Raw genomic sequence first — 14,019 nt, forward strand, 5'->3', positions numbered from 1 at the left:
AATCAAAAACAAGGAGGTCTTCCATCTTTATATGTTTTTTCGTAAATACAAATATTTTTATGGTTCCTTAATTACTGCTGCTTGCCTGACTATGGCAACACCTTCTTTCGCAAGCATGACTCCAGCACAGCATAGTAATATCACACTTAAAGGATTGAGTCAACATCAACAGCATGATACTACTGCTGTAATAGCATTATCCACTACAACTTCTAAAAACAATACTCTTGACAACAAAGAAGCAACTACCGGCAGTATTTCTGATAGAGTTGAAGCTATTTTACATGGTGAAAAACCATCTGCTCCCGTTTTCAATCCACCACCAGTAGACTACGGCAGTGATTCTATAATGGGCAATGCTATTGCAACACAAGAACAATGTGTTAAATATTTACTTGATGTAAATCCCAATCCACAAATCAGTGTTTCTCCTGAAGAATTAGTTCGCTACTACTATGAAGAAGCTGGTAAAGAAGGTATTCGCCCTGATGCGGCATTTGCACAAGCTCTTAAAGAAACAGGCTTCTTTAATTATGGTGGAACAGTTACACCAGACCAAAATAATTATTGTGGTTTAGGTACGACAAGTGCCACTGTAAAAGGTGCTTATTTTTCTTCCGCTCGCCTTGGCGTACGTGCTCATATTCAACATTTACTTGCTTATAGTTCTGTCAGACCTCCTCGTGAAAATGTCGTAGACCCACGTTACTCATTAGTGCGCGCTGTCTATACCACTTCAACAATCGATACGTGGCAGGGATTAAACGGTCGTTGGGCTGTTCCTGGCAACAACTACGGTCAAGAAATACTTCAAATTTTGGATAATATAACAAGAGAATAAATAAAATAAAAAGCAATAACTATTTAAACCTATAGTTATTGCTTTTTTTATACCAATTTACAACAATTATTTTATATTTTTTAATTAAAAATTACTATCTGCCTTATAATTCCATCAGAATCTACAGCAAACTGCATAATATTAGAACCACTATTATACTCATAATAGCTACATTTATCTATTGGAAATACCGCCATATCTTTCTTTATAGCACTTCCTTTTCCATATAATTTCTTTACTTCACTAAAATTCATACCTACTGATAAACCACTCGGTGTAGATAATCCTTTTTCCCGACAAGTAACGCTATATACAATTCTATTAAAATTTCCTTTTGTTCCCGCTACAACTTTAAATAAATTATTTCCATTAACATATTCATATATTAATGATTCTCCTGTTATCCAATCGCCTTCCCCATAATATGATTTATTCGGCAAACCATATACTTGCTCTACATAATCTAAAGAACTTCCCATTGTAATACCACCTATAACCATATCACTCTGTGGAATAGATGCAAAACTTGTTGCCATACATATGAATAAAAACAATATTGTTATCATTGTAGATTTTAATATTTTAGACATAGAACTAGACTCCTTATAATTCTAATATTGTAATGGATCCGGTCCATATTGATTTGGTCCCTCTGTTCCTTTAGCAAAAAGTAAATATAACGCAAATATTATATCAATAACAGGAATAACTAATATGAAATAAAACCATCCTGATTTATTTAAATCATGACAACGTTGTATCGTTAACATTATATTTGCAACACAACAAGCTATTATTAAAGGTATTCCAATTATAGCCAATATACCTGTAAAACATATTCCCATAGCAAAAAAGCAAACTACACCTAACCCCAAAGAATATAAAAAATATGGTAATCGATTGATACGTCCCTTACTACTAAAAATACTCTGTCGTATTACCTGTACATTAATATTTTGCCTATTTATATTATTACTATTAGAAATCATTTGTTCATTTTCTGCTCTTGTAGCTATCGTTGTATTATTGGCAGATTTTATATCTACAATTTCATTTTGGTTAGTAGTAACATTATTTAACTCGTCTTCTATCTTTGCTCCACAGTTTCCACAAAATCTTGCATTTGTTTCTAATGAATTTCCACAATTAGGACAAAATCTATTTGACATAAACATACTACCTTTCTTTAAAATACATTATTGATACAAGTGTAATAATTTTGCTTTAACAATTCGTTTTACAGATTCATCTATGCGCTGTTGGCTAATCTCACCATTATCAACAGCATCTAATAATCCAAGATAAACATCTTGTTCATGTTGATATTCATGGCATACAAGCACGATATCCGCACCAGCTTTTACGGCATTTACCCCGACTGTTTTAAAATCGTTATGATTTGCCACTGCTCCCATTTCCATATCATCTGTAATGATTATACCTTTGTATCCTAATTCATTGCGCAATAAATCAGTCATAATTTTAGACGACAAGCTTGCAGGATATTCTTCATCAAGCGCAGGATAATTCAAATGCGATACTAAAATAAAATAATCTTCCGGTTTATTCTCATTGATGATTGTTTTAAATGGTAAAATATCTTCCGCCATTAATACTTCTTTAGATGCATTAATACTGGAACTTTCCACATGAGAATCAACTTGACCTTTACCTATACCAGGAAAATGCTTCAAACTGTATATGATATTTTCTTGTTGATAACCTGTAGTAGCTGCTTTTACAAAATTTATTACTGTATTTACATCAGTACTGTATGAACGATTATCATTAGAACCAACATCAGCAACTGGAGCAAAATTCACATTAATTCCCATTTCTTTAAGTGATTTAGCTGTTTTTATAGCCCATGTTTTAGCTTGTTCAGTATCACCCGTTGCACCAATTTCTTTTTGTGATGGTGGTGGTGTTAATTTTTCTGCCATACGCACCACATCGCCCCCTTCTTCATCTACACCGATGAACAAAGGAACTTTTTCATTTGATTGAGTTTGTAAATCTGATGTTAATTGTTTTACTTGCTCAGGACTTTCCATATTCCTATCAAATAAAATAACTCCACCCATATGAAATTGATGTAACATATATAAACTATCATCATCAACTTTTGTACCTTGAATGCCTATCATCACCATCTGTCCAATCTTTTCGGTCTTAGACATAGAAGCAACTATTTTATCTACTTTTTCATCAATAGTTAAATTCTGTTGAGCAATCGGTGTTTCTTCTTGCGCTGATTTACTTTCTTCGGCATTGCTAAAAATATTTTTATTATTTAACAATATACCTAAAATTATAATTGCAATTACTATAACAGTGATAATTATTTTTTTACGCATGAATCTATAAATTCCTTTCTTTTTTGTTAAAGGATAAAACTATTAAAATAAAATTAATTATTATCTAGACATAATACGTTCGCCTTGTTTTTTAGCAGACATATCTACAATATGCCAGCTACCTGTTTTCTTACTTAAAAGTGCTGTACAAGCAAAAGTCTGTTCTTTAATACTATTACCATTGTAACTATCACGTGCCGTCAATGTATATGAAAGTGCTATTTCATCCCCACTATTAGATGTTACTTGTACATTAGAAATACTATCCGATAATGTTGTTTTATATCCATCAGCATAATCATTTAAACTTCCCATATGTGTTTGCATATCATCTGATAACACATTATATGCTGCTCTCATATCATGTCTAGTAATTGCTGCATAATAACTATTAAGTGCTTGTACTGCTTCATTTGCACTTGCCATATTGGTATTTTTTTCAGTAGACGACTTATTTGAATTTGTATCACTTGATTTTGTATCCGTATTTTCTTCTTCTGGTATACGAACACTAATATAACTTACTTGATTATTTGATTTACTTATCGCAAAACGAAGTATACCATTCTTATCATTATTTGCGGCAAAAGTATATTCATACAATACTAAATCATCATAATCCATCTTATTATAATTATCACCATATTTATTAAAAACATCTTCTAAAGATGAACCCTGATGTATGCCACGTTTTGTAGCCACAGCAGAACTATTCGATACAAGCGCATCTATTTTTCCATCTTTTATACCAACTTGAATATCACTATAATTATAAAATTTATAAATTCCTTTTTCATCAATACTTGTTTCTTTACCTAAAATTTCATGCATTTGGTCAATAGAATAACCTAATTCTAATCCACCTAATGATAAATCTGAATCTACTGATGGAACTTCTTTCTTATCTTTAGATGTCGTTAAACTATTAGAAATATTTGATGATACATTATTTGATGATTTATCATCACCACCTATTACATAAAAACCGATTAATACAAATACAACAACTATTACACCTAAAATAACACCACTTAATGTACTTCCTAAAAATTTTTTAGTACTTGTATTATTAGATTGATTTTGCAATGGCGGATTTATTTGTTCTATTTTAGATATATTTTCCGAATTTGAAAGTGTATTTGGTATTTCATTACTAACTTGATTATTTTTTATATATGATTTAGGTTCTGCCTGGCTTCCATCATCCGGTCGTTGTTCACCACAATAAAAACAAAAATTTTTATCATTTGTTCTCCCACAAGAAGGACAAATCCATTTTTCACTTTTTTCTAATTTTGCTGGACGTTTTTTTCCACAAACACTACAAAAATTTTTATTATTTACCTTTCCACAAGAGCAAGTCCATACTTCATTTTTTTCTTGTTCTTGTTGATTCAAATCAGATATTTTCTCTTTTTCATCATTTAATTTAATATGTTCTGCAACAGGTTCTTTTTTCTCAATAGGTTTTTTTTCAGTTTCAACCGTTTCTATTTTTGCTTGAGAAATCTCATTTTCTATAGATTTAGCAGTTTCTTTCTGATTTATCTCTATTTTTTCTTTTGGTTTATCCCATTCAAGTGCATAAATAAAAGCATCAATTATTTTCTGAATAGGTTTTTCCTGCATATTATTTTGACGTAAAATTTCTCTTGCTTTATTTTTAGCTTCATCTTTAGCTTTATCTGTATCCTCTATACTAGCTTTTAAAAATAATTCACCGATGTTATTTTGCAAAGCTTTTTGAATAAGTGATAAATCTCTGCGATATTTCCCAGAAACTTTATTATCAAGTTGATTATATAAACTATCTCTGCTACTTAATAAATTTATATCTTTTGCTAAAAACTCTTTTAATATTTCTTGTACAGAATTTTCAACATCATTATTTTCTTTCATATAAAATCCCTTCATCCAATAACTTTTTACTGTTTACGTAATTCAAGTTTTCCTTGTTCTTCTAATTTCCAATTTCCATTTAAATAACTAAAAAAGGCTGGTTTTATTACTTTAATATATTTATATGCGCCTTCATTTTTATAATCAGAGTTAAATGCTTCTTTCATTCCAGCCATTTCATGTAATTGATTTTCATAAGTAATATTAAATCTAGGTACTACAGCATACATATTATCTTTCATAAATGTTGCCCAATATACACCATCAGAACCACTATCTTTAAATGTAGGTTCACTGTATGATTCTCTTATATCAGACAATTCATCTATACGTTTTTCATAATTATTGCAAGTAAATGTTCTTATATTAAAATCTTGTTCAAAAGTTTTACGTTTTTGTTTTGCTTCATATCCAGAAAATCTATATAAATTATTATATTTATTTACAAAATCCATATATTTCATTTTTAATTCTTTAAATTCGTCTTCTTGTTCTTTTTTACTTTGTTTTAGTTCAAATTCTTTTTGAACTAAATTCATATTCTGATTTTGTAAAGTTTCATTTGCATCATTTCTACCCAAAAATTCATTATTTGTCTTATAATCAAATATCTCTTTTGTCGGTTTATTTATAGTTGTTACAGATATAGTTTTTGTCTTATTTTTTTCATTTTCAAAAGTTTCTATACATCTTTCTAATTTATCTATTTTTCCTTCCAATTGCCTAATTTTATCATTTACAATTCTATTATCATTTGCTCTTTGATTTAATAAAAATATCATACCTAAAATAATGAACAGACATATACCTAATAAAATATATATCCATAAATCTAAACTTATTCCTAATATATCATTTACTTGTAATAGAATTTTATCAGCTGTTTGTTGTGTCCTACTAGCCAAATCAAGTGCATTATTAACTTTTTCATTGATAATGTTTATATCATCTACACTTTCTATCTCGCCATTAGCAGCATAGGCAATTCTCGAAAGAATTGCCCATGGCACTAATGTCATAAATAAATTATATAAACATTTTTTTATTATCTTATTTATGTTCACTAGTTAACATCTCCATTAATTTTTTCAAACCTATAATAAATATTGGCTCAACATGAATTTCTTTAACTTTTTTACCCTTTTCTGATACATAATAACTATTGATACGTTTTTTTATTTCATTTCTTTGTACATCGTCTATTTTTATACCATTTAGCCATATGCTTTTGCGATTTTCATTAAATGTCTTAACAAAATTATCTAATTCATTAACATCATCAATTGCAATACCTGCTGAAATATCTTTAGCTGATACAAAATCTCTATCAGATTTTACAGTATCACTTATTTTAAAACCAGCACCAGATAAAACAGAATTTAAAACATATTCATCTTCTGTTTCTCCAAATATTTTTTGATACATTTTTTCTTCATTAAACATCGATTGTACTGGTCTATCTTCTAACATTCCCATAGCAACTTCAATTTTAGGTTTATCACTCAAATAAATATTAAAATCTACATCTGATTGTAAACCACTAGCACTTAAAATAATGTTCTTCAAAACTTTCAAACGAACGCTTTTCCTATCATATGAACCGCCACCTGTTATCCAATAAAGAATTCTAGCGCCATTACCACCAATATATATATCAGGTACATGACCTTCTACATATATATTATTATCACTTAAATATTTTAAAATTTTACCTACATAATATAAAATGCCAGCTAAAGCGAATTGAATTTGTTCTAGCATTTTCTTAATATCTTCTTTGCCGGTAATATTTGCTAATTCTATTAAATACTGGTCACTATTTGCTTTCATATCACTATCAAACATCATCGTATCTATATCTGATATATTTGCATACGTTTCGCTTTTTTTCAGTACTTCCATTTTTTCTTTATAATATCCACTTCTCATTATGCAATTAAATAAATAACGACCTGCAAATAATATCGATGTATGATAAACAATATGACCCGGCTGCCCACTAATGATTGAAATATCTGTTGTACCTGCACCAATATCAAGACAAATTGCACCATCACTAAAATTGGTATCTGAATTATTCAGTTTATTAAAATACAATGCAGTTGCCACACTTTCAAGTTCTGTATCTAATTCATCAACATCAGGTTTAAAACCAGTATCTTCACAAGCACATTCTATTGCTTTTATGCACATTTTACGAAAAGACTCTCTTTCTTCATCTGAAAAAGCTGTCGGATAAGAAAAACTCCATCTTAACTTAGTCACTCCAGCTATTGCAGCTTCTACTGTCGATTGCATACAAATCTGTTCAAGATAAGCAGTTGCTTTATATCTACCAGTATCATCTGCTTGCCATTTTAAATTATAATCAATATGATTTTTTTCTTTACGTATCATATAATCTAAAACTAAAGCATTCATTCTAAATATATGTCCATCTTGTAATGGTTTTATTTCTTCATGTACCTTTTTAGTATTAAGCAAATGAAAAATACTAAAAAATGAACCATCTGTTCCAAGTGTTGTTGACGGAATAAATCTAAGAAAAGTATTATTTCTAAGTGGTCCACTATTAGTAACTTGAAATAAATGCGAATTAAAATTTAATGGTTTTGGTAATTGATTATTATCGCGATAATAAATCATTGTACTAGAAGTACCAAAATCTATACCTATTCTCCAATTACTTAAATCATCAGCTTCTACCATTTTAGGTTTATCAAGTAATAATAAACCTGTCTCAATCATTTGCGTACGAACATTGCCACGGACAGAAGCATTTACACTACATAATAATACTTCAGGATAGCCATTCATTCTTAATGTATATTGATTAGAAATAGAATTTTCTGTTATACCTTCAATGATATTTTTATTATATTTCCATGGCATTACATAAAAGAAATCTTTTCCTAAATCCTTTTTATTGTTCAGTGCTTCACTATTTTCATAATACAAATAGTACCTATTCCAATTTTCTCTGCGAATATTTGGCCATATTTCTATTGCAGGTATATTTGTCTGTAAATAAATTAAATCTTTCTTTGGATATGCTTTAACAAAATCAAAATCATGACCTTCACCATATACTCCAGACAAAGGAAATGCAAAGTGTATTAAATAATTATTTCCATCATCTTCAATAGATAAACGATCTGCAATATCTTCTGGTGTAAAAAATTCTAATAATTCTTTTCGAATTGGTAATATAGCACCTAAATCTTCACTAGCTAACAATTCTTCACCACGAATTTTAATAGTACCTTTTAGAGCATCTCCACCTGGATCCATAACTGCCATATATTCAGTAAAAAACATTTCTGGATTATAATACTTAGCATTATTTAAATTTATATTTCCAATAGATGTTCCATTATCATATACATCTATATCGTCTATATCATTTGCAGTTATACCTGGCCAAACAATAATTTGTGTTGTTGGTAAATTATATTCATTTGCAAAATCATGTAACATCTTTGTAGATACAAGTAAAATATCTTGTTCTGGTTTTCTTGAATCCGAAACAATCAAACGCACTGCACTATCTTTCGCTGTAGCTTCTTTTGCTTTAACTGCACTATCAAGATATTTAAATATACCAGCATGAATTTTTAACATATTATTTTTATATTGGAAATTATTCATATTAGATATCTGATAACTTTGACACGCTTTTTTAGCATCATCAGCAAATTTTCTAATACAATCTAATATATTTAAAAATCTTTCATTATCTCTATTATCTTTTACATGTGCATTTATATTATCTGCTAATTTATTTAACCAACTATACAATGCACATATTTCTTCTTTTGTTAAATATGGTATAGGATCCATTAAATATAAACCATCACTACTCCATGGTTTTGGTAAGTTACCATTAAACATACTTACATAATCAGCTGCTGATGCAACTAACGTCATTGGTGAAGTAAGACCAATCGGTATATCTTTATAAAAAATAATATATAAAATATCCCAATTCGTATCATCACTTATATTTCTTTCTTGTGGTTTTAATATATTTAATATACGTTCTATATTGCCATTACCTTGCCCAATTCGAACTTCTTCCACTCGTAAATTTAAATGTTTTATATCATTTAATGCAAACATAGCTAAAATACTACGCCATTCACCAACAATTCTTTCATGAAAACCTTTTACAAATTGTTGCTCGGTTCCTTCCTTATCAAAAAGAGCCATTTCAAATAACAACGGACGTGCCCAAACATCTGGAATAGAATCTATTGTTCCGATATCTTTTATCGAACCACTAACCGCAATACTTTTTATCAATGCATTTAAAAAATCATATTCTTTATCTTCCCAAACGCTAGTTTTATCTGGTGTAACTGCAGAATTTTCTTTTAGTTTTGGTAACATTGGAAAATATTGATTTGCCATTTTTTTATCTCCTTATCTTTTTTCACAACAAATATAAAGTGCGCGCAAAAATCGTCCAAATCCACTAGCATACTGATTTTCAGACGTACCTTCTGTCAAACGATACCATAATTCATTTATCGTTATATTTCCATTTTCATCATCTATACAGCTTTCAAACATAAATGGATTTATTTTTGCTGGCTGAACATCTACTATCACGCTTGGATTAATTAAATGAATTTCACGATTTTCCTTTTCTAATTGTTTTACCCAACTTATAAAGCACTCTGCATATTCTTCAAAGTTTTTTATTTCTAACATATCAACATTAGTATCTTCCAAATAATCAATAAACCAAGGATATTGATACTTTTTCAATTTACCGGCAGATAAATCGCGTAATACAGGTTTTATCAAATGAACATAAGCAAATATGAATCGCGTAAATTGAGCAAACCGTTCTTTAATATTCACTACAATATCTTTACTGTTTGTATCTATTTCAACAATATCAGGAAAATCACTCCATTGAATTTTATTATCATCTGCATGAGTGATATATGAACATTTTTTTAATTGTTTACTCTGATAAAAATCAATTGCTGCCAAAGCTCCATAAAAATCAACAATATGAGCGTCATTTTCTTGACTTGAAGACCCAACACTAAATTTTTGTACTGGTGCTAATACATTATCTCCAATAAAATACATTGAATGATATATATTTTCTTCTTTATTTTTAGCTGCATAATATTTAAGTGCTGCTTGTGTACTAGTCAAAAAATTTTCAGATGAAGCATATATTTCATTTGAAGATATACTACTTTTATCTGGTGAAAAAGAAAAATACGGTAATATTAAAGCTCCACCTATGAGTACTTTTTTCTCTTCATATAAATCCTTAAACATTCCTTGTAATAATTTAGCTATTGTTGGCATACCAGCAGCTCCAGTACCACCAAAAACAGAACCAGCTAAGAATATTTTAGCTACGGAACCTGTCTTAGCGTCCTGATTTACAAGTGTTTCAAAACGCTTCCATGGTTCTTCATTATTTCCATCACTATCAGTTGATACCTTTTTAGCCATTACTGCTGCACCAATTGATGGATGTCCTCTAAAACCTTCATTCAATAAAATAGAACGTTCTTTTTTAGTATATAAAACTTCATATAAATCACCTATCGGCGTACCTTTATATGCTTGATACGACATAACATCATCTAAACACTTATCATGTTCTGTAGGATTCCAGACAAAAGGATTAGCTAATTCTACTTTATTTTTAAAAATAGGCATATCATTTCCTACTTCTAATTTTTGAAATATATTATAACAATGAATAGCAGCACTACTTCTTGCCAAATTTCCATTTCCTGTATCTGGGTCAATTGCCATTACATAAAAATTTTCATCAGTTGGAAACATTCCTGCCACACATAAATGTGTTAATGATTCCATTACTTTAGCACCAGAGCCACCAATAGATATAAAATAATAACTCATTTTGTTATTCCGCCTTTCATTTTACGTATTTTTATAGCTCCAATAGGAGTATATTTATAATTTGCCGGAGTAAACAATACACTGCACACGTAATAGCCGATAACCCCAAAAAATACAATAAATAATAAACAAATCGCAAAACTCATTGGCGATTTTGAATCTATAATTGAATAAATAAATGGTACAATAATGCATAAAAGTATATTAATAATACCAATCAAACACCAAAGACTACGACGACCAACAATTGTTGGATAAACAATTTTTATTACGAATCGCGTTAAAATATACCATAACAAAGTTAATAAACATGATAATATGCCCATAACTCGTACTAATCCACTATAATGTTTTACCCATTCAGAATAATTTATTCCACCAGCTTTTAAGATTACAGATTTAGCTATTGGTGAACCAATAAAATAAACTATCAAACTAATAACAAAGAAAATTATTATAATACTAGCTATAGATACAATTGTCTTTGTATTTCTGTTCATAAAAACACATCCTCACAAATTTATTTATTTTATATCACTTTGTTTGTATTACTAAATTCATATTAACTAAAGATGGCTGAGCTGTAGATAACACTGAATCTTTAAGAGATTCTGCAATGTGTAAAAAGTTAACCGTTTTTGAACCATCAAATTGTCCCATGTTTACAGCACTACTATCCATATTCCATGCTCTTATCCAGTCCGGCAAAATAAGACCTGTATCTTCTGGTCTAATAGCTATATGAATTAAATTTATACTATTTGGTGTTAAGGTTTTTTCTCCTGTAAAATTAACAGAAACTAAATAATTATCTTGTTGAGATTCATCTGGCTTAAATATACATTTTATATCTCCAGATTGCTCACTTTCTTGCCATTGTCCATCTTTTAACACCCATACTTTTATATCAGGATTGAGTTTATTCATATCTAAATTACAACCATCAGTAGCTGGAGAATAATTAAAACTTGCTGTTAAAGATGAATTTTCATCTAAAGAATCAATATCATATTCTTTTAAAGTTTGATTTGGCAAAGATAATTGCTCATCAGAAAAAATATTATTACTATCCTTTATTTCCATATTTGAAAGGTCTGCTGCTTTATCCATTAAATTTTCTGAGAATACTAGATATTGCACTTCATTTGTTTTTGCATATCTATTTTTCCAAAGTTGTATAAATTTCTTGACTTCACTATCTTGACCTAAAATAAACATATAAAATGGACGATATTTAGATGGATCATTTCCACTATCATAATCAAACTTAGCAGCATTTAATCCCACATCAAAGATTTCACCTTTAAATGGATTTTTTACACCAATAATAGCAACGGATAAATGCTGTGAAAAATATTTTTCCTTTAATTGTTTAGTTACATTGCTCCAATCAGAATCACTTTCAAATAAATCTGTAATAATAATTGATAAATGATTTGTATCAGCATTTTCTACAACATTATAGATAGCTGTAATAGTTTCATCATAACTTGCACCATCTGCAAATTTTCTATGTTCTCTACCTTCTAATGGTTTTATATCTTTCCCAAAACCATAAAATTTTATATTTCCCATTGAACTTCCAATATCATCTAAATCATCTGGTAAAGCTCGATATGCATTATCTTGAGCTATAGTAGTATAGCCTTTCATTGAATACGTAGCATCCCAATATACATCAATATCTGTTGTTTTATTCTCCCCTTGTTCCGAAGGAGCAAATACAATTGATGGTATTTCTGTAGAAGATGTTTCATCTACAGCACATCCACTAAATATTGGTGTTAAAAATATACAACAAAAAAGATATAATATCACTTTTTTCATATTTTTTACCATAATTACAACCTCCCATAAAAAAATATATATAATTCAAAACTTCAACTAAATACTAGTATTTAGTTGAAGTTATAAAAATTTCTATAAATTTATACATTTCTATCACTTATTAAATAAGCTGCGTCTATAGATAGTTTTTCAGCAATTAAAAGTAAAACTTGTATACTAGGCATCTGCTTACCACATTCAATTTTACTCAAATATTGTGGTGAAATTCCTACCATATTCGCCAATTTAGTCTGGTCTATATCCTTTAATTGACGATAATATTTTATTTTAGCTCCTATTTGACGATATTTATTATTCAACATATAACTCTTTTCCCATTCCTTCATAAAAATAATAAATTATACAAAATATTATATCATTTGCATTAATAACATTTTCGTATAAATAGGCGTAATAATAAACTTTATAGAACTACTACCATCTTTAATAATTTATTTTTTACAATAACCAGTAATTTTATCAAAATTCTTATAAAAACCCTCTAAAATAAATCCTATTCTTTACTATTTCTAATAAATTCATATACTATTAAAAAAATATATATTATTCTATCTGTAGTTCCATATGTTCACTATATTTAACGCAAAATATTTATACTTTTATATTATCACCTTCCTTGCTATTTATAATTATTTTTTACTTTTATATTATTACCACCTTCTATATTTTTATATCCATATATTAATCTCATTAATTTAAAATAATTTTTTAATTAATAGAAACCCTATCCCTTTATATCAAAAATCTTTTTATAATATTTTAAAAACCTATTATCAAATTATAACTACTAATTACTTATATCACAATCAATAATAAAAATTTAATAATTATTCTTATATATGTTATAAAATTATTCATATAACATTCACTTACCTTTATTTTAGTTAAAATAAATATTCCAATTTTATAATTTCAACAAAAAACTATTCTTTTATTAAATCAATAAAATTAATTTCTAATACGACAGCAATTTTATGTATTAATCCTCTATTACAAAAACATTTTCCATGTTCAATCTTAGATAAATATTGTCTAGTTACCCCTATTTCTTTGGCTAAATCTTGTTGATTTATTTCTTTTAAATTTCTATAATAAATAATTTTAGCTCCCGTTTTTTTTAATTCTTCCCTAATTTCCATTAAAAATATTTTCCTCCTTTTATAAAATAAATATATA

At 28.5% G+C, this 14,019-nt stretch carries 12 protein-coding genes; 1 reads left to right on the forward strand and 11 read right to left on the reverse strand.

Annotated features, from left to right (window positions below; translation table 11 throughout):
* Positions 1–31: 31 nt before the first annotated feature.
* Positions 32–841 (forward strand): glucosaminidase domain-containing protein, encoded by an 810-nt coding sequence (locus tag CKV65_RS06890; protein WP_027889418.1) that lies wholly within the window; start codon positions 32–34, stop codon positions 839–841.
* Between the two features lie 80 nt (positions 842–921).
* On the opposite strand, the gene CKV65_RS06895 is transcribed toward CKV65_RS06890, so the two are convergent.
* The 11 genes from CKV65_RS06895 to CKV65_RS06945 form a co-directional block, all read right to left on the reverse strand.
* Positions 922–1,431: a hypothetical protein gene (locus CKV65_RS06895; protein WP_027889417.1), complete on the reverse strand. Its 510-nt coding sequence runs from the start codon at positions 1,429–1,431 to the stop codon at positions 922–924.
* Positions 1,432–1,452: 21 nt separating this feature from the next.
* Entirely contained in the window at positions 1,453–2,010 is a 558-nt protein-coding gene (locus CKV65_RS06900; protein ID WP_051177563.1) for a DUF805 domain-containing protein, read from the reverse strand.
* A gap of 27 nt (positions 2,011–2,037) precedes the next feature.
* Positions 2,038–3,198: a glycoside hydrolase family 3 protein gene (locus CKV65_RS06905; RefSeq protein ID WP_036254318.1), complete on the reverse strand. Its 1,161-nt coding sequence runs from the start codon at positions 3,196–3,198 to the stop codon at positions 2,038–2,040.
* A gap of 60 nt (positions 3,199–3,258) precedes the next feature.
* Positions 3,259–5,097: a zinc ribbon domain-containing protein gene (locus CKV65_RS06910; protein WP_027889414.1), complete on the reverse strand. Its 1,839-nt coding sequence runs from the start codon at positions 5,095–5,097 to the stop codon at positions 3,259–3,261.
* A 26-nt stretch (positions 5,098–5,123) separates the two neighbouring features.
* Entirely contained in the window at positions 5,124–6,161 is a 1,038-nt protein-coding gene (locus CKV65_RS06915) for a hypothetical protein (RefSeq protein WP_027889413.1), read from the reverse strand.
* Positions 6,148–9,507, reverse strand: a complete 3,360-nt coding sequence (locus CKV65_RS06920) for an acetate and sugar kinases/Hsc70/actin family protein (RefSeq protein WP_027889412.1) — start codon at positions 9,505–9,507, stop codon at positions 6,148–6,150. The genes CKV65_RS06915 and CKV65_RS06920 overlap by 14 nt, the downstream gene beginning before the upstream one ends.
* 12 nt (positions 9,508–9,519) lie before the next feature.
* Positions 9,520–10,995, reverse strand: a complete 1,476-nt coding sequence (locus CKV65_RS06925; protein ID WP_051177562.1) for a hypothetical protein — start codon at positions 10,993–10,995, stop codon at positions 9,520–9,522.
* On the reverse strand, positions 10,992–11,495 hold the full coding sequence (locus CKV65_RS06930; protein ID WP_027889411.1) for a hypothetical protein: 504 nt from the start codon (positions 11,493–11,495) through the stop codon (positions 10,992–10,994). Before CKV65_RS06930 ends, CKV65_RS06925 begins: the two co-directional genes overlap by 4 nt.
* Positions 11,496–11,529: 34 nt before the next feature.
* Positions 11,530–12,834 carry a hypothetical protein gene (locus CKV65_RS06935; RefSeq protein WP_027889410.1) on the reverse strand — a complete coding sequence of 435 codons (1,305 nt, stop codon included), beginning with the start codon at positions 12,832–12,834 and terminating at the stop codon, positions 11,530–11,532.
* A gap of 89 nt (positions 12,835–12,923) precedes the next feature.
* Complete coding sequence (locus tag CKV65_RS06940) at positions 12,924–13,169, reverse strand: helix-turn-helix domain-containing protein (protein ID WP_081654830.1); 246 nt, start codon at positions 13,167–13,169, stop codon at positions 12,924–12,926.
* A gap of 597 nt (positions 13,170–13,766) precedes the next feature.
* On the reverse strand, positions 13,767–13,982 hold the full coding sequence (locus tag CKV65_RS06945) for a helix-turn-helix transcriptional regulator (RefSeq protein WP_036254313.1): 216 nt from the start codon (positions 13,980–13,982) through the stop codon (positions 13,767–13,769).
* Positions 13,983–14,019 lie beyond the last annotated feature (37 nt).

It is taken from the genome of Megamonas hypermegale (assembly GCF_900187035.1).
In the GTDB taxonomy this organism is placed as follows: domain Bacteria; phylum Bacillota; class Negativicutes; order Selenomonadales; family Selenomonadaceae; genus Megamonas; species Megamonas hypermegale.